Here is a 19,832-nt window from a genome sequence, read left to right as displayed (position 1 = left end):
GCCTATGCCTAAGAAAACACCCGCCACCCGGAAGCCGGTTGCGCGGGTGTTGCCTCTTTTGGGGGTTGCGCACCTAGACCGAGGATTTGATTACCTCGTCGAAGAGGCAGACTCGGAGGAAGTCCAACCGGGGATGAAGGTGCGCATCCGCTTCAACGGGCGCTTGGTGGACGCGATTGTTTTAGAACGCCGGCATGATTCTGAATTTGGCGGCAACCTGCGCTTTATCGAGCGCATTATCTCACCCTTCCAGGTTTATCCGCCGCAGCTGGCCCGGCTTGTCGACGCCCTGGCAGACCGCTACGGCGGCGTGCGCTCCGACATTATTCGCTCCGCTATCCCGCCGCGGCACGCCAAGGCGGAAGAATCCGATTTAGAGACCCCGTGGGAGGAGCTTGGCACCACGAGCGAGCCCGACCTATCAGGATGGTCGGCGTACCAGCATGGCGAGGCTTTCGTAGATTCGATTCTGACCGGCAAGCTCGCCCGTGCTGCCTGGCAAATCGCCCCGGGCGATGATTGGGCACACGCGCTGGCTGCACTCGCTGCCAAAGTGGCGCTTGGCGGTGGCGGAGTTCTCCTCGTCGCCCCGGACCAGAAGAGCGTCGATGCTTTAGACGCCGCGCTTCGTCAGGTACTTGGGGCAAAGCAGATAACGGTGCTGACTAATAGCATGGGCCCGCAGGCGCGCTATCGCCGTTATCTCTCCGCGCTTGTGGGCCAAGCCCGCGTGGTTATTGGCACCAGGTCCGCCGCCTTTGCCCCGGTCAAAGACTTGCAATTGGCGGTGATCCTCGATGATGGCAATGATAATTTGGTCGACAACCTCAAGCCCTATGTCCATGCGAGGGAAGTACTCACCACCCGCTCAGCCTTCGAAGGCTGCAGCATGGTTTTGGCCAACCATTCGCGAACAGCGGAGACACAGCTCCTCGTGGAATCAGGATGGGCGCACGACGTGGTGGCCAAAGAGCAAACCATAACGGCGCGTTGCCCGGCTATCGAGGCGGTGGGGTCGTTCGGTCTTTCTATCGCGCGCGACCTCCAGGGCGGTACCACAAAAGTGCAAGCACAGGCCTTCCAAGCTGCCCACCAGGCGCTGGATAGGGGAGAGCCGGTGCTGGTGCAGGTACCGCGCAAGGGGTATGCACCCATTTTGGCCTGTGGCCAGTGCCGAGCGCCGGCTCGCTGCCGGCATTGCAATGGGCCGTTGGGGCTGCCGCCCAAGGGGGCGTCGGCAAGCGCGGGCTCGGAAGAGGCGGGAATGCCTACCTGCCGCTGGTGTGGCCGAATCGAGGCACGGCATCGGTGCACCGAATGCGGGTCTCCGCGCCTGCGGGCCATCGTGTTGGGCTCGGAGCGCACTGCGGAAGAAATGGGCCGGGCCTTTCCCAATACGCGGGTGGTGGTCTCGGGCGGAAACAAGGTGCTCGATGCGGTGGATAATGCGCCGGCGCTGGTCATTGCCACCCCTGGCGCCGAACCGAAAGTAAACGATGGAGCCTATGGCGCGGCGTTGCTCTTGGATGCCGGAGCATTGCTCAACCGGCAAGACCTGCGCGCCACGGAGGATACCCTAGCGAAGTGGGCGCAGGCGGCTACCTTGGTGCAGCCGCATTTCAAGGGTGGTCGAGTAATCCTGGCGGCCGATGACTCGCTCACCGTAGTCCAGCATTTCCTACGCTGGGATATGGTGGGCGCGGCCGCCGCAGAGCTTGCTGCCCGGCGCGAAGTGCGCTTCCCACCCGCGGTGCATTTTGCTGCCATCGACGGTGCGGATGCATCCTTGGATGGCTTTGCCGAGCTTGTGGATCTTCCAGACCACGCGGAGGTTTTAGGACCAGTTCCCCTTCCGCCGGGGCAAAGCCTGCCTGGTGACTACGATAGCCAGCGCTTTGGCCCACCCCAGCGGTTGGTCGTGCGCACCCCGCTGGGGCCGCGTTCCCAATTGGGGCGGGCATTGCGCAGCGCCAACGCCGCGCGCAGCGCCCGCAAGGATGAGCTGCCTTTGCGCATTGTGGTTGACCCTATCCACGTGGGTTAGCCATATCGGGGTCATAGGCGCTCATGCGCTAATCTCGACGGAGGAAGCCGCCACCGCCGGCCGGCTTGGTCTCGGTGCCATGAGAAAGGTGTGATTGCCATGTCCCTTCGAGAGCTGCGTATCTACGGCGACCCAGTCTTGGGCAGCCGCGCGGAGGAAATTAGTAAATTTGATGCCGGTCTGCGTGCTCTGGCGAGCGATATGCTCGAGACCATGGATAACGCCGGGGGAGTAGGGCTCGCGGCTAATCAGGTGGGGATTTTGCAGCGCATCTTCGTCTATGACTGCTCGCACACCCAATCTGGGCTGCGCGGGGCGATTGTTAACCCGATCTGGACTCCGGTGGGAGAGCAGCAGCAAACAGGCCCGGAAGGCTGTCTATCCATTCCGGGAATTAGCGCGGAAACCACGCGGTTTAACCAGGTCTTTGTGTCCGGACAGGATATTGAGGGGCGCCCTGTGTCCATGGTGGCCTCAGGACTGATGGCTCGGTGCATCCAGCATGAGACCGACCACCTCGATGGGGTGCTCTTCCTACAACGCCTAGAGGCGCCAGTGCGCAAGGAGGCCATGCGCGCCATCCGTGAATCCGAGTGGTTTAACGCCTCGTAGCCCACTCGCTGTGGCGGCAGAGTTGCGGCGTTGTAGCCTAGTATTTTGAACGACATTAAGAGGAGAGTTTCCCCGCATGCGGATCATTTTTGCCGGTACCCCTGAGCCAGCCGTTGTAGCCTTGGAAAAGCTGCTTGCCTCGTCGCACGAGGTGGTGGCGGTAATCACTCGCCCAGACGCGAGGAAGGGCCGCGGTCGCACTCTTCACCCGAGCCCAGTGAAGGCGCTCGCCCAAGAACATGGCATCGAAGTATTGACCCCGACCACCCTGCGCCCTGACTCGGAGGATGGGCAGGCGCTGCGTGCCCGCTTAAAGGATTTGCAACCAGAGGCGATTCCGGTGGTGGCCTACGGCAATCTGGTGACCAAGGACTTGCTGGAACTACCGAAGCATGGCTGGGTAAACCTGCACTTTTCCTTGCTTCCGGCATGGCGCGGTGCTGCACCAGTGCAGGCTGCCATTGCTGCAGGCGATGACGTGACCGGCGCATCCACCTTCCGCATTGAGGAGGGCCTTGATACCGGCCCAGTGCTCGGCACCGTGACGGAGGAGATTAAAGGCACCGATACTGCCGATGACCTGTTGACGCGTCTTGCCTATTCCGGCGGCGATTTGCTCGTGGCCACCATGGATGGCTTAGCGGCGGGGCAGCTGGAGGCGCAACCGCAGCAGGGGGAGGCTACCTATGCGCCGAAAATCTCTACCGCGCAGGCCCGCGTGGAGTGGACCCAACCGGACTTTGCCATCGATCGGCACATTCGCGCATACACGCCTGGGCCGGGTGCATGGACGATGTGGGACGAGGCCCGCGTGAAGATTGGACCGGTCAGCCTCATAGAAGAGGCGGCGGTTCCACAGGAACTAGAACCAGGGCAGCTGTACATTGCTAAGAATGCCGTATTCATCGGTACCGGTACGCAGCCAGTCCAGCTGGGTAGAATCCAGCCTCCGGGAAAGAAGATGATGAATGCGGCCGATTGGGCCCGCGGACTAGGCAAGGATGCCGAGGTGAAGTTTCAATGAGTGGTGGTTTCCGTTCCCGCAGCAAGTCCGGGGATAAGTCCCCGGCGGGCAAGCCGAAGGACTCCCACAAATCCGCTGGTGCGAAGGGCCGAGATGGCCGCCCGCAACGGCAGCAGCGTGGCAGCCGCGGTGGGCAGCATAGGGGCCGGCAGGCTGCTAAGGGCCAGCGTCCCGGCAAGCGCCAGGAAGGCGGTCTGATTCAGGCCGCGCTGGCCGCGGGCGTGGATGCGCCGCGTTCGGTCGCCTTCGACGTGGTGCGCAGGGTAAGCGATGATGATGCCTTCGCCAACCTCATTTTGCCCAAGGCGCTGCGCAAACAAAAGCTCAAGGGGCGCGATGCCGCCTTCGCCACCGAAATCACCTACGGCACGCTGCGCACCCTTGGCGTAGTTGATGCCGTCATCGCAGAGTGTTCTTCGCGCGGCCTCGAGGCCATTTCCCCAGCCGTGGTTGATGCCTTGCGCCTGGGCGCCTATCAAGTTCTTTATACCCGCGTGGAGCCACACGCGGCGGTTGATACCACCGTCCGTTTGGTAGAAGCCGCCGGTGAAGTCAAGGCCAAGGGCTTTGCTAACGGCATCATGCGCACCATTACCCGGACGCCAGCTAAGGCCTGGCTGGACAAGCTCGCCCCGCAGGGGGAAATCGCCGGCATCGCCTTTAAGCATGCCCACCCGACCTGGATTGCGGAGTCGTTTAGCCGCGTGTTGGGCCTAGGGGAGTTGGAGGCTGCCCTGGCGGCGGATTCAGATCGACCTTCGGTGCATCTAGTGGCGCGCCCAGGTGAAATCTCGGCCGAGGAATTGGCCCTGATGACCGGCAATGAGGAGGGGCGTTATTCCCCTTATGCGGTGTACATGGACTCCGGTGACCCCGGCCAATTGGAACCCGTGCGCCAAGGATTGGCGGCCGTGCAGGACGAGGGCTCGCAGCTGATTGCCCGGGCGGTATGCGAGGCAACCCTCGAGGGCGAGGACACCGGCCGGTGGCTCGATCTCTGCGCCGGTCCCGGCGGTAAGGCGGCCCTCATGGGTGCGCTTGCCCGCATCGACTCCGCGCACGTTGATGCAGTGGAGGTATCCCCGCACCGAGCGGCGCTGATTGAAAAGACGGTGAGCGATTTGCCCGTGGACGTTCATGTGGCAGATGGCCGCAATCCCGGCGTGGGAGAGGGCTTTGACCGCGTGCTTGTCGATGCCCCCTGTTCCGGCCTCGGCGCGCTCCGTCGCCGCCCCGAGGCGCGGTGGCGCAAGGCCGAGTCTGACATCACCGAGCTTAACCAGCTGCAATTCGAGCTCTTGTCTTCCGCATTACACCTGGTGCGCCCAGGTGGCGTGGTCATCTACTCCACGTGTTCGCCAGATCTGCGCGAAACCCGAGGCATAGTTGACCGCGCCGTGCGCGAACTCGGCGCCGAAGAACTCGACGCACATGCTCTCATTCCTGATATGGGCGATGTAGGCCACGAGAAATCCGTGCAGATGTGGCCGCATCGCCACGGTACCGACGCCATGTTCTTTGCAGCCCTTCGCCGCGCAGCCGATTAATCGCGATAGACTGGTGGGCATGTCCGCACCGATTATTTCCCCTTCCATCCTGGCCGCTGATTTTTCTCGCTTGGGCGAGGAGCTAGCGGCGATTGATACCGCAGACTGGGTCCATGTGGACATTATGGATGGGCACTTTGTGCCCAACCTGTCTTTCGGCCCAGATATCACGGCCACGGTCCATAGCAGCACCGATAAGCCACTAGATGTCCACCTCATGATTGAGGAACCCGAAAAGTGGGTTGAGACCTATGCCAAGGCGGGCGCGCATACGATTATCTTCCACGTGGAGGCCGTCGCCGATGACCAGGCGGCAGTGGACTTGGCCCAGCGCATCCGCGATTTGGGCGTGCGTGCGGCCTTTTCCATCAAGCCAGGCACCGCCATCGAGCCGTGGTTGGATAAGCTGCACCATTTCGATGAGGTGCTCGTGATGTCTGTGGAGCCTGGCTTCGGCGGGCAAAAGTTCATGCCGGAGATGCTAGAGAAGGTCCATAAGCTGCGCCGCAGCATTGACGAGCAGGGCCTTGACACCATCATCGAGATCGATGGCGGCATTTCACCAGAGACCATCGAGGCAGCCGCCGAGGCCGGCTGCGACGCTTTCGTGGCAGGCTCAGCCGTATTCAAGGCGGACGACCCAGCCGGCATCGTGAAGCAGCTGCGTGATCTGGCGGCCGGTGCCTAATGAGTGCGGAGCTACAAGACCGCAACATCTCCGCAGCGCTATTGCGCGCAATGGCCGCGGGTGCTGAAGTCCGTGGAACCACGAGCCCTAACCCACCGGTAGGCGCGGTCATTGTGTCCCCAGCTGGGGAAATTGTGGGCGTCGGCGCCACCCAGCCCGTGGGAGGCGCGCATGCCGAGGTCATGGCGTTGCAGGAGGCCGGAGATAAGGCGCGCGGCGCCACGGCCGTGGTCACCTTGGAACCCTGCGCGCATACCGGCCGCACGGGTCCCTGCGCGCAGGCGCTTATCGATGCCGGCGTGGCCCGCGTGTACTACCTCCACGCCGATCCCACCCCGCAGGCTGCGGGTGGCGCAGAAGTGTTGGCGGAGGCTGGAGTGGACGTCGCCAAGCTAGAAAAGCCCCCGCACGTCGAGGATGCTTTGGTGCCATGGCTATTCGCCGTGCGCACCCAACGGCCCCACGTCACCTTGAAGTTCGCGCAAACGCTGGACGGTTTCACGGCCGCGGCCGATGGAACCAGCCAATGGATTACGGGCGAGGCAGCGCGCGACTGGGTGCATGCCGATAGGGCGCACCGCGATGCCATCGTGGTAGGTACCGGCACGGCGCTGGCTGATAATCCCTCGCTCACCGCGCGCTTGAGCGACGGCAGCTTGCGCGCGCACCAGCCCCGCCGGGTGGTCATTGGCAAGCGTGATTTGGAATCGGCAGGCGATGCAGCAAGCCACCTGCGCGAGTTGGGGTACGAGCAGTACGACAGCATCGAAGAAGCTCTCTACGAACTCTACGCCACCGGTGCCCGCGACGTCCTCGTGGAAGGAGGCGCAGGCCTGGCCAGCAGCTTTCTCAAGGCTGACTTGGTAGATGCCATCTCGGCCTATATCGCGCCACTTTTGCTGGGCGAGGGCCGTGGCGTGCTTGCGCACCCCGTGACCCAGACACTGGCAGAGGCCACCCGTTTCCACAGGGTGGGAATGAAGGCGCTGGGTGACGACGTTCTTATTGAGTACGTGCGCTAGACGCTGGACATAGTAGTGAGCGAGAAAGGTTGGAAGTGTTTACTGGGCTAGTACAAGAGTTGGGCACCGTGGATGCAATGGAGCCGCACGCAGACGCGCTTCGCCTGAGCATTCGTGCCCCGCGTACCGTTGCGGGGGCCGCACTGGGTGATTCCATTGCCATTAACGGCGTATGCCTTACCGTGGCGGATCTGTCGGCGGATACTTTTTGTGCGGATGTGATGCAGGAGTCCCTCGACCGCACCGCACTGGGGCGCCTTGCCGAGGGCGATCCGGTCAATGTCGAACCGGCACTGCTTCCCACCACCCGGCTGGGCGGGCACATTATGCAAGGCCACGTGGACGGTACCGCTACGCTGCAGACCCGAACTAGTTCCGAGAACTGGGATGTGCTGCGGTTTAGCTTGCCGTCGGAGCTTTCCCGATACGTCGTGGAAAAGGGCTCCATTGCCGTGAGCGGCACCTCGCTGACCGTGAGCGCCGTGGGCCCAGACTGGTTCGAGGTATCCCTTATCCCCACCACTTTGCGCGATACTATTCATGGCGCCTTGCCGGTGGGAGGAGAGGTAAATCTCGAGGTGGATGTGCTGGCCAAGTATGTTGAAAAGATGCTTCACCCCGAAGCTCAACCCCCTGAGGCTAAGGACTAGACTGCTACCTTATGAGCGCGAGTGATAATTCCATCCGTCTAGATTCCATCGACCAGGCCATCGCGGACATCGCCGCTGGTAAGCCGGTTGTTGTCATCGATGATGAGGATCGCGAAAATGAAGGCGATCTGATTTTCGCCGCGGAGCTAGCCACCCCGGAACTCGTGGCTTTCATGGTGCGCTATTCCTCTGGATATATCTGCGCACCCTTATTGCCAGACGATTGCAATCGGTTGAACCTACCGCCGATGCTGGCGGTCAACCAAGATGTACGCGGCACCGCCTACACGGTGACCGTGGATGCAGCAACGGGCAGTACCGGTATTTCTGCCACCTCGCGCGCAGAAACCATCCGCCGCCTGGCAGACCCCAGCACCACTCCAGGGGAGTTCACCCGTCCAGGCCACGTGGTGCCGCTGTGTGCTCGCCCGGGCGGCGTACTGGAGCGTGACGGCCATACTGAGGCCTCCATTGATCTGGCCCGATTGGCGGGACTGCGCCCGGCTGGTGTGCTGTGCGAGATCGTCTCCGAGGATGACCCCACGGATATGGCGCGCTCGCCAGAGTTGCGTCGCTTTGCCGATACGCATGGGCTCTCCATGATCTCTATCGCGCAGCTCATCGAGTGGCGCCACCATAATGAAACGCAGGTCGCCCGCCAGGTTGCCACTGAGTTACCCACCGAATACGGTCACTTCACCGCCATCGGTTACCGCCATGAGGTAGACGGACAGGAACACGTTGCATTGGTCGCAGGGGATCCCGCCCAACTGCGCGGCGCGCGCGACGTCATGGTGCGCGTCCATTCCGAATGCCTAACCGGTGATGCCTTTGGTTCACGGCGCTGCGATTGCGGGCCCCAACTGCATGAATCCATGCGCCTTATCAGCCAGGAAGGCCGCGGCGTGGTCATCTACCTGCGCGGTCAGGAAGGACGCGGCATCGGGCTTTTGCATAAGTTGGAGGCGTACCGCCTGCAGGATTCGGGCATGGATACCGTCGATGCCAACCTGGAGCAGGGGCTTCCCGAGGACGCCCGCGAGTATTCCGTTGCCGGCCAGATCCTTCGCGATCTCGGCATAGAATCCGCGAACCTTTTAACCAATAATCCGCATAAGGGCGAAGGGCTGAGCGGATTTGGCGTGGATGCCAGCCACCACACGCCGCTGGCCACCCCAGCCCACGCGGATAATATTGAATACTTGCGTACTAAACGCGACCGCATGGGCCACGACCTCCCGCAGGTTGCCCAGTGGGATGCCGAACATAAGTAAAGCTTTAACGTCCAATCGAAAGGATAGCGATGAGTAAAGAAGGCCTGCCTGATATTGCCCAGGTTGATGGCAGTGGACTGCGCGTTGCTGTGGTTACTGCTACGTGGAACGCAGAAATCTGCGACCAGCTCCATGCCCAGGCGGTGCAGACTGCTACCGATAATGGAGCTGAGGTTGCCGAATACCGAGTGGTAGGTGCCCTGGAACTTGGCGTTGTGGTCCAAGCCGCAGCCCGCTCCTACGATGCCGTGGTGGCCCTAGGTTGCGTTATCCGTGGCGGCACCCCGCACTTTGACTACGTATGCGATTCCGTCACCCAGGCGCTGACCCGTATCTCCCTCGATGAATCTACCCCGGTAGCTAACGGCGTGCTGACCGTCAACGACCAGCAGCAAGCCATCGACCGCGCCGGTTTTGCAGATTCGGTAGAAAACAAGGGTGCCGAAGCTATGATTGCGGCTTTAGATACCGCGCTGCAGTTGCGTACACTAAACGCAGCACAGAAGTAACCTCTAGCAATGCGTCAGCGCGCGATGCTTGACCACTAAGGTGGCCGGCGGGTCGCGCCCCAAAGGAGTATGCACATGAACGAGGCGCAGGCCCCAAAGAACCCGCAGCACAGCCGCCAGCTTAGCGACGCCGAAGTATTGGCCTATACCAGTGCCGATCCCTTCGCCCAGACCACGTCTAAGCCATGGGAGTTTACGGCCACCTCGCCTTTCTTGCGCAAGGTCGCTATCGCCTGGGTGATCCTCGTTATGGCCATCCATATCTTCATGGGAATCACCTTGGATGTGTCTTTTACCGGTGCGCACGTGACTACCATCGACAAATTCGCCTTCCCTGGCGTAGGTGTTCTCATTTCCGTTCTGTCCTGGATCGCTCTTAACCGTCCACGCCTGCGCGCCAATGAGGATGGGGTAGAGGTCCGCAATATCGTGGGCACGCGCTTTTATCCGTGGCAGGTGGTCTACGGGCTTTCCTTCCCCGTAGGGCAACGTATGGCACGCCTTGAGCTGCCCGAGTTCGAGTTCGTCCCCGTCTGGGCGTTGCAGTCCGGCGATAAGGACACCGTCATCGACAACGTCCGCCGCTTCCGTGACGTGGAAGCTAAGTACATGCCCCAGGATTAACAATTGGCTGACCCCACTACCTACCGCCCGGCTCCAGGAACCATCCCCACCGACCCGGGCGTCTATAAGTTCCGCGATGAAAACCGCCGCGTTATCTACGTGGGCAAAGCCAAGAACCTTCGCGCTCGGCTGTCCAACTATTTTCAGGACATCACGCAACTGCACCCGCGTACTCGCCAAATGGTGCTCACCGCCAACTCGGTGGAGTGGACGGTAGTTGCCAGCGAGGTGGAAGCCTTGCAGTTGGAGTACACGTGGATCAAGCGCTTTGATCCGCACTTCAACGTCATGTACCGCGACGATAAGACCTATCCTATGCTCGCGGTATCTGTAGGGGAGACGGTCCCTCGCGCCTTCTTCTACCGCGGCCCGCGGCGCAAAGGCGTGCGCTATTTCGGCCCCTATTCCCATGCCTGGGCCGTGCGCGAAAGCTTGGACCTGCTTACCCGCGTCTTTCCCATGCGCACCTGCTCGAAGGGCGTTTATAACCGGCATGAGCGGCTCGGGCGTCCGTGCCTATTGGGCTATATCGGCAAATGCGATGCACCCTGCATTGGCCGAGTAAGCAAAGAAGACCACCGCGAGACGGTTAACGATCTCGTGTCCTTCATGAATGGCAACACCGGTTCAGTGCGCCGCAAACTCACCCAGGACATGGAGCAGGCCGCCGAGAACCTAGAGTTCGAACGCGCTGCGCGCCTGCGCGATGACTTGGGCGCTATTGACAAGATCATGGAACAGCAAGCCGTGGTCTTTACAGACGGCACGGATGCTGATCTCATTGCTTTTAACTCCGATGAACTTGAGGCAGCGGTACAGATTTTCCATGTTCGCGATGGGCGCATTCGCGGTCAGCGCGGTTGGGTAGTCGAACGCGCCGGCGATCAGGCGAGTTCAGAGCCCTTGGACGAAGGAAAACCTGATCCCGCGCTGCCCGCGTTGGTACAAAACTTCCTCATCCAGTTCTATTCCGATGCAGTAGAGCGCGAGAAACAAGAGGCGCGCGAAGATGCTGCGCTTGCCGCGGACGTGAAGCGGCGCGGGGTGGACCAAGAATCGCACATGAAATCTCGCCGCGTGCAGGTTATTCCGCGCCAAATTTTGGTTCAGGCCCTGCCGGATGAACCGGAGCAGGTCATCGAGTTGTTGGAGGAGCTGCGCGAGGCCCAGGTGGACCTGCGTGTTCCCCAGCGCGGCGATAAAAAGCAGCTTATGGCCACGGTGGAGAAAAACGCCAAGGAGCAGTTGCGTCAGCATAAGCTCAAGCGGGTAGGAGACCTCACCGCACGTTCGGCGGCATTGCAGGATATTCAAGAAGCCCTAGGCATGGAGCAAGCCCCATTGCGCATTGAATGTACCGATATCTCGCACATTCAAGGCACAGATGTGGTTGCTTCCCTGGTGGTCTTTGAAGATGGTTTGCCCAAGAAGTCGGACTATAGGCGCTACCGCATCAAGGAAGCGGCAGGTGATGGCCGCTCGGATGACGTCGGTTCTATCGCAGAGATCACGCGCCGTCGGTTTAAGCGCCATAAGCAAGATAAGCTGGCCCATCCGGATGAGGAAGTAGAAGAGTCTTCCTTTGCAGAGGAGAAGGTGGCGGAAGAATCTGCCGAAGCGGGGCGTCGCTTTGCGTATCCACCGCAGCTTTTTATCGTGGATGGCGGTGCGCCCCAGGTGGCCGCGGCTCAAGAGGTATTTGATGAGTTAGGCATCGTGGATGTAACCCTGGTGGGCTTGGCCAAGCGCCTCGAGGAGATCTGGGTTCCTGGCGATGATGAGCCGGTGATTTTGCCGCGAAACTCGCAAGCGCTCTTCCTCCTGCAGCAAATTCGCGATGAAGCCCACCGCTTTGCCATTACTTACCACCGGCAGCAGCGCTCAAAGCGGATGCGTTCCTCGGTACTCGATTCCGTTCCTGGATTGGGTCCGCAACGGCGCACCGATCTGGTCAAGCATTTCGGTTCGGTGAAAAAGCTCAAGGCCGCCACTGTGGAAGAGATCTGTGAGGTAAACGGTTTTGGTCCCAAACTGGCCCAGACCGTGTACGAGAGCTTGCATGATTCTGCGAGCAATTAAGTGGCATTCTCCTAGAGGCAGCGAATCTTGAAGCGCTAGACTGAAGAGCATGACGCATTTCGAAACTCCACCCATTTTGATAACCGGCATGTCCGGCGGCGGGTTGAGTTCCGCTGCCAAAGTGTTTGAGGACAAGGGCTACTACGTGGCCCACAATATTCCGCCTCGCGCCATTGTTGACCTGCTCAAGCTGTGCAACCAAGAGGAAACTCCAGTGGGCAAGGTAGCAGCCGTAACGGATGTGCGCTCGCGCATGTTCCCAGGGTCTCTGTTGGAGATTATGGATGAGCTTACGGAACTAAATATGAAGCCCACCGTGCTCTTTTTGGATGCTCGCGATGATGTGCTTATCCGCCGGTTCGATTCGGTGCGGCGCACCCACCCGCTGCAGGAGGGGGACACGCTCAAAGTAGGAATCCAACGCGAGCGCCGGGCAGTGGCAGATGTGCGTTCCCATGCGGATATCATTATCGATACGACAAACCTATCCATTCATGATCTCCGCCGTGCCATTGAGGCCGCCTTTGGTGAGATGCAAAATGAAAAGCAGCATGTCACCGTTGAATCCTTTGGATTTAAAAATGGCTCGCCCCGCGATGCCGACTTAGTGGTAGACGTGCGGTTCCTGCCCAACCCCTATTGGGTTCCAGAACTGCGAGGATATCGCGGCACGGATGAACCGGTTGCCCACTATGTGCTATCGCAGCCAGCGGCGCAGGAATTCGTGGACAATTTCTTGCAGATGTTTTCTACCATGCTGGATGGCTACCGCCATGAGGGCAAGAACTTCATCACGGTTGGCGTCGGTTGCACGGGCGGTCACCACCGGTCCGTTGCCGTCGCAGAGGCTATTGCGGCGCGCCTGCGGGACAATGACACATTAGACGTCAGCACCCTGCATAGGGATATCGCTCGAGGCTAGAGCACAGGAGTTTTAACACTTTTATGACCAATCCTTCACACATGGTTTGCCTTGGCGGCGGCCATGGACTTTATCAAACCCTTCTGTCCGCACGCTTTAGCGAGGCGGCCGATATTTCTGCCATTGTTACGGTCGCGGATGATGGCGGCTCCTCTGGCCGTTTGCGCCGCGAGCTGGAAATCATTCCACCGGGTGACTTGCGCATGGCGCTGGCCGCCTTGGCTAATAGTGACCCAGTGGGGGACTTGTGGGCACGAACCTTGCAACACCGTTTCGGTGGCAATGGCGCGATGGCAGGGCATGCGGTGGGCAATCTGATGATTGCGGGATTGACGGATGTGCTCGGCGATTATCAAGCTGCCCTGGATACCATCGCAGAACTTACTAATTCCCAGGGGCGAGTCTTCCCAGTAGTCAACCAGGCCTTAGAGATTGAAGCGGACGTAGCCGGGCTTGACGACGACCCCCGTGTCATGCGCCAAGTCCGCGGCCAGGTTGCCGTCGCTTCCACGCCGGGCCAGGTGCGTCGCGTGCGCATCGTGCCCGAACGGCCCGAAGCGAATCCTGATGCGCTCGATGCCATCCAGCGCGCGGACCTCATTACCATCGGCCCAGGCTCGTGGTTTAGCTCGGTATTGCCACATACTCTCGTGCCACAGGTAGTGGATGCGATTTCTGCTTCCGATGCGTTGCGCGTCGTCGTTTTGAACCTTTCGGCCGAGCCGGGCGAAACTCATGGCTTCTCCGCGGAGCGCCACTTGCATGTGCTCGCTCAACACGCCCCCGATCTGCGGATTGACCGCATTTTGGTGGACGAGGCGGCTTTACCCACCGATAGTGAGCGCGTCTATATTCAGCGCGCCGCGCAATCCCTAGGTGCCCGCGCTACCTTTGCGGATGTGAGCCAAGTTGATGCCGATGGCCGTAGCATCAATAAACACGATCCGGAAAAGCTGTCTGCGGCGCTCTTAGACCTATATTCAGACTATCGCAGCACTCGCGATCAGAACCGGCGCTAATTCACCGCGGCATCGTGCGAGCGGCCGCACTCGACCGACTGCGCGGCGACCGAGTCCGCGCGGTATGATGTCAGAAATCCTTTCACCGCACTAGGCCGTGAGCCAAGGCTCTAGCCTGTATGCATACTTCGTGACTGTGAGAATAGAAATGGGGCGAACTAGGTGACCACACCATTGACCGACCAGGTCAAAGAAGAATTGACGGCTGTCGTCGTGCCACGCCAGTCCGCTCGCGCTGCCGAACTGGCGGCGATGTTGCGATTCGCCGGCGAGCTAGATTTTTCCGGTGACAGCATGTCCTATGAGCTGGAGCTAGAAAGCCACGCCATTGCGCGGCGCGTCATGACCGCACTCGATGACCTCTATGGGATATCCGCCGAGAGCCACGTTGCGGGCCCAGCAGGAACCACCAAGAAGACTCGCGTAACGGTCCGCATTTCCACCGGTGCGAAAGAGCTGACCCGTCGGCTGGGCCTTATCACCCGCTCCGGTCATGCAGTAGTGGGGCTGCCGCCGCAGGTCATCTCCGGCACCGTGGCCGATAGCGAAGCAGCATGGCGCGGCGCCTTCCTTGCCCATGGCAGCCTCACGGAGCCAGGCCGCTCTTCCGCGCTGGAAGTCACCTGCCCGTGCCAAGAAGCAGCATTGGCATTGGTAGGCTGCGCCCGCCGCCTTGGTATCTCAGCGAAGACCAAGGAGACCCGCGGTGAAGACCGCGTCGTTGTACGCGATGGCGATGCCATCGGGGCGCTTCTTACCCGGATGGGTGCTCAGGAGACTCGATTGAGCTGGGAAAAGAAGCGCGTCAAGCGGGAGGCACACGATACGTCTCGGCGCTTGGACAATTTTGATGACGCCAACCTTCGGCGCTCTGCTCGCGCCGCAGTTACCGCGGCAGCGCGCGTTGACCGCGCCATGGAGATCCTAGGAGATGATGTTCCTGAGCACTTGGCAGACGCAGGCCGCTTGCGTGTTCAGCACCGCGAGGCATCTCTAGAAGAGCTGGGCCGCCTGGCCGAGCCACCCATGACTAAGGACGCAGTAGCCGGGCGTATTCGCCGCTTGCTGTCGATGGCCGATAAACGAGCCGAGGAGCTTGATATCCCCGATACCAATCAAGCGATTACAGATGACCTTTTCAACGAATCCTGACCCTCGGAATCACCTACATTAAAAGAACTCCCCGCAGTGCGGATACCAAAGCGGTAGGCGCAGCTGCGGGGAGATTTTTAAAACCTTAGCGGCAAGCAGGCGCGCAGCCTGCTTGACAGAAGCGTCAAAGAACTAGGGCACGAGGAATCCTAGGACGTTGGTCATCAAGAACACGATGACGCATACAAAGGCTAGGAAAGCCACGGAGTAGCCCACTACGTTCTTCAGGATGACAGATTCCTTGCCCTCCATATTGACGGCGGTAGCCGCAATAGCCAAGGACTGCGGGGAGATCATCTTGCCCACAACGCCACCTGCGGTATTGGCCGCGAGCATGAGGTCAGGGTTTACGCTGATTCGCTCTGCCGCTGCTACCTGCAGGTTGGCAAAGAGGGCATTAGCTGACGTATCGGAGCCAGTAACCGCGGTACCAATCCAGCCCAGGACTGGGGCGAAGAGCGCAAAGATGCCGCCGGCAGAAGAGACGAACTCACCAATAGCAATAGTCTGGCCGGAGTAGTTCATCGTATAGGCCAAAGCCAGCACCAGGATGATGGTAAGGGCCGAGAACTTCATGCGGCTGACGACGTCCCCAAAGGCGCTTACCGGTTGCCCAAAGCTTAGGCTGTAGCGGCCATTTTCGTTGAAGAAGTGGTAGACAACCGCAACGATAATGCCCGAGAGCAGCAGGAGCGTACCTGGGTTGCCAAAGACATTGAAGCTGAAGCTGGTATCCATGAGGTTACCGTCGGCGTCGACAATCGCGTCATCAAGCAAAGGCCAGGCAAAGTGGATCTTGAGGAATCCGAAGATGGCGGGGGCTGCGGTTGCCACAGCAAAGACAACGGTTACTACCGCGTAGGGAAGCAGCGCCATCCAGATACGGCGCCCGTTGAGGTCGGTGGTGGACTCGGCGGCAGGCAGCTCGAGACGCTCGCGCAACTCCTTGACGCCCTTCGGCTTCCATACCCGGAGGAAGGCGAAAGCACAGCCCAAGGAGACGATGCAGGCGATGACGTTGGTGAGCTGGTACGCAAAGAAGGTCGCGGACAGCCACTGAGCCAACGCGAAGGAAACGCCAATCACGGCAGCTGCTGGGGCAGTTTCCTTAACACCGCGGATGCCGTCCAAGATAAAGGCGATGAGGAATGGCACGATAGCGGCGATGAGCAGCACCTGCAAGGAGATAAGTGCTGCAATGTCCTGGGTCTGCTCGGCGCTGCGACCGGCAACCTCGCCCGCAGTGGTTACCGGGATGCCAACCGCGCCAAAGGCAACCGGAGCGGTATTAGCAATCAGAACTACTGTTGCCGCGCGCAGTGGCTTCACGCCAAGGGCCATGATCATGGTTGCGGTAATGGCCACGGGGGCGCCGAAGCCAGCGAGGGCCTCCAACAAACCTCCAAAACAGAAGGCGATGAGGATAGCCTGAATGCGAATATCGCCATCACCCAACAGGTCAAAGGTCTTGCGCAGATCCTCGAAGCGCCCGGAAGCTACGGTGATTTCATAGAACCAGATTGCGGTAATGATGACCCAGACAATGGGCAGGAGCCCGAACAGCCCGCCGCGTACGGCAGAGGACAAAGCCATATCTACCGGCATGGAGAAGCCGGCGATGGCAATAATGAGGGATACTGCCAGGGCAACGGCGCCAGAAGTATGCGCGCGTGCCTTTACGCCTAGCAGCATGATAAAGAATGCAATGAGCGGGAGAATCGCCACCAGGGCGGTAAGCCCGAGGCTGTCACCCACAGCAGAGGTATTTATTTCGAACAAGAGACGTCCTTGATTTCTACGGTGGTCTTGCCCGTAGGAAACTACGGGCACCTGAAAGCATTCTCACGGTGACCAACGGTGGCGCTAGAGCAGGCAGGGTTGCCTTAAACGCTTTGTGAGCCAGTGAGTAAAGAAAGCATATCGTGCTGTGGGCGTCGCGGAAACAATACGGTCGTCTTATTAGGCGTCAGTAGCAGTGCTGCGAAATGTCCGATCGGACAGAGGCGGGCACAACCCCTAAAGTATGTAAGTGATATATCTCACGTTAACAGGGTAAACCCAACACAAAACCACGTGTTCGGGCTTATCCAGCGGGTTTGTATGCGGGAAATAAAAAGGATCGGAAAGAGTGTACGCGCTTTTGGAAACTCTGTCATCTACTAGTTCTTAAGGCCGCTGGGAGTCTGCGCTGACCAAAAACGCTCGGTAGTATCGGCGATGTAAGGGAAAACGCTCGGGCGCTTCTCAAACACAGACTTCATCGAAAGACCCGCGCACATACCCGTACACACAATTACTCGACTCTTTGAGGAGAAATACAGTGACTATCCGCGTAGGTATCAATGGCTTTGGCCGCATCGGCCGTAACTTTTTCCGTGCAGTCGCTCAGGGTGACAACAACCTCGAAGTTGTTGCAGTAAACGACCTGACCGACAACGGCTCGCTGGCTAACCTGCTGAAGTACGACTCCGTACTGGGCCGCTTCGATGGCGAAATTACTCACGACGATGAGTCCATTACTGTTAACGGCCACCGCATCGTGGTAACCGCAGAGAAGGACCCGAAGCAGCTCAAGTGGGGCGAGTACAACGTAGACCTCGTTATCGAGTCCACCGGCCGCTTCACCAACGGCAACGATGCCAAGGCTCACCTCGAGGCGGGCGCCAAGAAGGTCATCATCTCCGCTCCGGGCAAGGAAGTAGACGCAACCTTCGTCTATGGCGTCAACTCTGACACCTATGATCCGGCAAATCACAACGTCATCTCCGCGGCATCCTGCACCACCAACTGCCTGGCACCGATGGCAAAGGTTCTCAATGACAAGTTCGGCATTGAAAAGGGCCTGATGACCACCGTTCACGCTTATACCGGCGACCAGCGCATCCAGGACGCTCCGCACAAGGATCCGCGCCGCGCCCGTGCCGCTGCAGTAAACATGGTGCCTACCTCCACTGGCGCTGCTAAGGCCGTATCCCTGGTTCTGCCTGAGCTGGACGGCAAGCTGGATGGTTACGCAATGCGCGTTCCGGTTATCACCGGCTCCGCTACCGACCTGACCTTCACCGCTTCCCGCGATGTCACCGCCGAGGAAATCAACGCCGCCCTGAAGGAAGCTGCTGAGGGCGAGCTCAAGGACACCCTCGCATACACCGAGGATCCGCTGGTTTCCACCGACATTGTTACCTCCCCGCACGGCTGCATTTTCGACTCCGGCATGACCAAGGTTTCCAACGGCAACCTGGTCAAGGTTCTGGGCTGGTACGACAACGAGTGGGGCTACACCTCCCAGCTCGTTCGCCTGACCAACCTGGTGGCAGACAAGCTCTAAACTAGAGCTCTAGCAATGAGGAACCGGCCTGATGCAAGCCTTAACGGCGCCGCGTCGCGGCCGGTATTCTTATATCTATAGCCTTTTGACCCGTCCGAATTATTTAAGGAGTAAATAATGGCTTTCCAGACACTTGACGATCTTCTCAAGGAGGGCGTCGAATCCCGCCACGTCCTCGTCCGCTCTGACTTCAATGTTCCACTTGATGAAGAGGGAAACATTACCGATCCCGGACGTATTAACGCTTCTCTTCCGACCATCAAGGCACTGGTAGAAGGTGGCGCAAAGGTCATTCTTTCCGCACACCTGGGTCGTCCAAAGGGTGAGGTAAACTCTAAGTTCTCTTTGGCTCCAGTAGCTGAAGCGCTGTCTGAGGCGCTTGACCAGTACGTTGCCCTAGCCGGCGACGTCACCGGAGAAGACGCTCATGAGCGTGCCAACGGCCTCAACGACGGCGACGTGATGTTGGTCGAAAACGTCCGCTTCGACCCCCGTGAGACCTCCAAGGACGAGGCTGAGCGCGGCCAGTTCGCTGACGAGCTCGTTGCTCTGGCAGCCGATAACGGCGCTTTTGTTTCTGATGGCTTTGGCGTTGTCCACCGTGCGCAGGCATCGGTGTATGACGTCGCTAAGCGCCTGCCGGCTTACGCAGGCAAGCTCGTAGAAAAGGAACTGTCGGTTCTGTCCACCGTAGCTAAGGAGCCGGAGCACCCGTACGTGGTTGTCCTCGGCGGCGCCAAGGTTTCGGACAAGCTCGGCGTGATTGAAGCACTGGCCGGCAAGGCAGACAAGGTCATCATTGGTGGCGGCATGTGCTACACCCTGCTGGCTGCCAAGGGCTACAACGTGCAAGAGTCCCTCCTGCAGGAAGATCAGATCGAAAACTGCAAGGATCTGCTCGAGCGCTTTGGTGACAAGCTGGTGCTTCCGGTTGATCTGATTGCTGCAAGCAAGTTCGCGGCGGATGCAGAGACCCAGGTGGTCGAGCTCGATAGCATCCCTGAGAGCTGGATGTCCCTGGATATTGGGCCAAAGTCCGTGGAAAAGTTCGCGGAGTTTCTTGCTTCCTCTAAGACCGTCTTCTGGAATGGCCCGATGGGCGTATTCGAAATGGAGGCCTTCTCCAAGGGCACCGCTGGTGTAGCGCAGGCTATTATCGACGCCACCGCAAAGAACGGTTCCTTCTCCGTCGTCGGTGGCGGCGACTCCGCTGCCTCCGTGCGCATGCTTGGGCTAGACGAGGACGGCTTCAGCCACATCTCCACCGGTGGCGGCGCCTCCCTCGAGTACCTTGAGGGCAAGGAGCTTCCGGGCGTATCTGTCCTGGAAGCCTAAAAC

General features: G+C 59.8%; 17 protein-coding genes. 16 read left to right on the top strand and 1 reads right to left on the bottom strand.

The window, feature by feature from the left end; all coding sequences use genetic code 11:
* Window positions 1–4 precede the first annotated feature (4 nt).
* The 14 genes from MHX61_RS02060 (at window position 5) to whiA (ending at window position 15,166) form a co-directional block, all read left to right on the top strand.
* Window positions 5–2,044, top strand: coding sequence for a primosomal protein N' (locus MHX61_RS02060; RefSeq protein WP_239192007.1), 2,040 nt, complete (start codon window positions 5–7; stop codon window positions 2,042–2,044).
* A gap of 99 nt (window positions 2,045–2,143) precedes the next feature.
* Entirely contained in the window at window positions 2,144–2,656 is a 513-nt protein-coding gene (def, locus tag MHX61_RS02055) for a peptide deformylase (RefSeq protein ID WP_204608950.1), read from the top strand.
* Window positions 2,657–2,732: 76 nt separating this feature from the next.
* Window positions 2,733–3,680, top strand: coding sequence for a methionyl-tRNA formyltransferase (fmt, locus tag MHX61_RS02050; RefSeq protein ID WP_204608952.1), 948 nt, complete (start codon window positions 2,733–2,735; stop codon window positions 3,678–3,680).
* Window positions 3,677–5,227 (top strand): RsmB/NOP family class I SAM-dependent RNA methyltransferase, encoded by a 1,551-nt coding sequence (locus tag MHX61_RS02045; protein ID WP_239191987.1) that lies wholly within the window; start codon window positions 3,677–3,679, stop codon window positions 5,225–5,227. The genes fmt and MHX61_RS02045 overlap by 4 nt, the downstream gene beginning before the upstream one ends.
* A gap of 19 nt (window positions 5,228–5,246) precedes the next feature.
* Entirely contained in the window at window positions 5,247–5,915 is a 669-nt protein-coding gene (rpe, locus tag MHX61_RS02040; RefSeq protein WP_239191985.1) for a ribulose-phosphate 3-epimerase, read from the top strand.
* The gene (gene ribD / locus MHX61_RS02035; RefSeq protein WP_239191983.1) at window positions 5,915–6,937 is read left to right on the top strand and encodes a bifunctional diaminohydroxyphosphoribosylaminopyrimidine deaminase/5-amino-6-(5-phosphoribosylamino)uracil reductase RibD; all 1,023 of its coding nucleotides are present in this window, start codon (window positions 5,915–5,917) and stop codon (window positions 6,935–6,937) included. Before rpe ends, ribD begins: the two co-directional genes overlap by 1 nt.
* 35 nt (window positions 6,938–6,972) lie before the next feature.
* Window positions 6,973–7,587 (top strand): riboflavin synthase, encoded by a 615-nt coding sequence (locus MHX61_RS02030; protein ID WP_239191981.1) that lies wholly within the window; start codon window positions 6,973–6,975, stop codon window positions 7,585–7,587.
* Window positions 7,588–7,598: 11 nt separating this feature from the next.
* Window positions 7,599–8,861, top strand: coding sequence for a bifunctional 3,4-dihydroxy-2-butanone-4-phosphate synthase/GTP cyclohydrolase II (locus MHX61_RS02025; protein ID WP_239191978.1), 1,263 nt, complete (start codon window positions 7,599–7,601; stop codon window positions 8,859–8,861).
* Between the two features lie 29 nt (window positions 8,862–8,890).
* On the top strand, window positions 8,891–9,370 hold the full coding sequence (gene ribH / locus MHX61_RS02020; protein WP_049378203.1) for a 6,7-dimethyl-8-ribityllumazine synthase: 480 nt from the start codon (window positions 8,891–8,893) through the stop codon (window positions 9,368–9,370).
* A gap of 75 nt (window positions 9,371–9,445) precedes the next feature.
* Window positions 9,446–9,994, top strand: coding sequence for a PH domain-containing protein (locus MHX61_RS02015; RefSeq protein WP_005328429.1), 549 nt, complete (start codon window positions 9,446–9,448; stop codon window positions 9,992–9,994).
* Between the two features lie 3 nt (window positions 9,995–9,997).
* Window positions 9,998–12,073, top strand: a complete 2,076-nt coding sequence (gene uvrC, locus MHX61_RS02010; protein ID WP_239191974.1) for an excinuclease ABC subunit UvrC — start codon at window positions 9,998–10,000, stop codon at window positions 12,071–12,073.
* A gap of 40 nt (window positions 12,074–12,113) precedes the next feature.
* Window positions 12,114–12,995 carry an RNase adapter RapZ gene (gene rapZ, locus MHX61_RS02005; protein ID WP_239192193.1) on the top strand — a complete coding sequence of 294 codons (882 nt, stop codon included), beginning with the start codon at window positions 12,114–12,116 and terminating at the stop codon, window positions 12,993–12,995.
* Between the two features lie 23 nt (window positions 12,996–13,018).
* Window positions 13,019–14,014 (top strand): uridine diphosphate-N-acetylglucosamine-binding protein YvcK, encoded by a 996-nt coding sequence (gene yvcK, locus MHX61_RS02000; RefSeq protein ID WP_239191971.1) that lies wholly within the window; start codon window positions 13,019–13,021, stop codon window positions 14,012–14,014.
* Between the two features lie 162 nt (window positions 14,015–14,176).
* Window positions 14,177–15,166: a DNA-binding protein WhiA gene (gene whiA, locus MHX61_RS01995; protein WP_204608969.1), complete on the top strand. Its 990-nt coding sequence runs from the start codon at window positions 14,177–14,179 to the stop codon at window positions 15,164–15,166.
* Between the two features lie 132 nt (window positions 15,167–15,298).
* Here whiA and MHX61_RS01990 read toward each other — a convergent pair whose 3' ends face one another.
* Window positions 15,299–16,945 carry an L-lactate permease gene (locus MHX61_RS01990; protein ID WP_239191969.1) on the bottom strand — a complete coding sequence of 549 codons (1,647 nt, stop codon included), beginning with the start codon at window positions 16,943–16,945 and terminating at the stop codon, window positions 15,299–15,301.
* A gap of 541 nt (window positions 16,946–17,486) precedes the next feature.
* On the opposite strand from MHX61_RS01990, the gene gap reads away from it, so the two are divergent.
* Both gap and pgk read left to right on the top strand, forming a co-directional pair.
* On the top strand, window positions 17,487–18,494 hold the full coding sequence (gap, locus tag MHX61_RS01985) for a type I glyceraldehyde-3-phosphate dehydrogenase (protein ID WP_049378190.1): 1,008 nt from the start codon (window positions 17,487–17,489) through the stop codon (window positions 18,492–18,494).
* Between the two features lie 117 nt (window positions 18,495–18,611).
* Window positions 18,612–19,829, top strand: a complete 1,218-nt coding sequence (gene pgk / locus MHX61_RS01980; protein WP_239191967.1) for a phosphoglycerate kinase — start codon at window positions 18,612–18,614, stop codon at window positions 19,827–19,829.
* Window positions 19,830–19,832 lie beyond the last annotated feature (3 nt).

Source organism: Corynebacterium sp. ACRPF (genome assembly GCF_022347395.1).
GTDB lineage: Bacteria > Actinomycetota > Actinomycetes > Mycobacteriales > Mycobacteriaceae > Corynebacterium > Corynebacterium tuberculostearicum_D.
The sequence above is the reverse complement of the archived record's forward strand: the minus strand, read 5'-3'. Positions and strand labels throughout refer to the sequence as shown.

What these genes read in the sequence shown, in the direction of transcription:
- MHX61_RS02045 (WP_239191987.1), top strand. Translation starts at nt 3,677, where the DNA reads ATGAGTGGTGGTTTCCGTTCCCGCAGCAAGTCCGGGGATAAGTCCCCG.
- yvcK (WP_239191971.1), top strand. Translation starts at nt 13,019, where the DNA reads ATGACCAATCCTTCACACATGGTTTGCCTTGGCGGCGGCCATGGACTT.
- fmt (WP_204608952.1), top strand. Translation starts at nt 2,733, where the DNA reads ATGCGGATCATTTTTGCCGGTACCCCTGAGCCAGCCGTTGTAGCCTTG.
- MHX61_RS02015 (WP_005328429.1), top strand. Translation starts at nt 9,446, where the DNA reads ATGAACGAGGCGCAGGCCCCAAAGAACCCGCAGCACAGCCGCCAGCTT.
- MHX61_RS02025 (WP_239191978.1), top strand. Translation starts at nt 7,599, where the DNA reads ATGAGCGCGAGTGATAATTCCATCCGTCTAGATTCCATCGACCAGGCC.
- rpe (WP_239191985.1), top strand. Translation starts at nt 5,247, where the DNA reads ATGTCCGCACCGATTATTTCCCCTTCCATCCTGGCCGCTGATTTTTCT.
- pgk (WP_239191967.1), top strand. Translation starts at nt 18,612, where the DNA reads ATGGCTTTCCAGACACTTGACGATCTTCTCAAGGAGGGCGTCGAATCC.
- ribH (WP_049378203.1), top strand. Translation starts at nt 8,891, where the DNA reads ATGAGTAAAGAAGGCCTGCCTGATATTGCCCAGGTTGATGGCAGTGGA.
- ribD (WP_239191983.1), top strand. Translation starts at nt 5,915, where the DNA reads ATGAGTGCGGAGCTACAAGACCGCAACATCTCCGCAGCGCTATTGCGC.
- MHX61_RS02060 (WP_239192007.1), top strand. Translation starts at nt 5, where the DNA reads ATGCCTAAGAAAACACCCGCCACCCGGAAGCCGGTTGCGCGGGTGTTG.
- def (WP_204608950.1), top strand. Translation starts at nt 2,144, where the DNA reads ATGTCCCTTCGAGAGCTGCGTATCTACGGCGACCCAGTCTTGGGCAGC.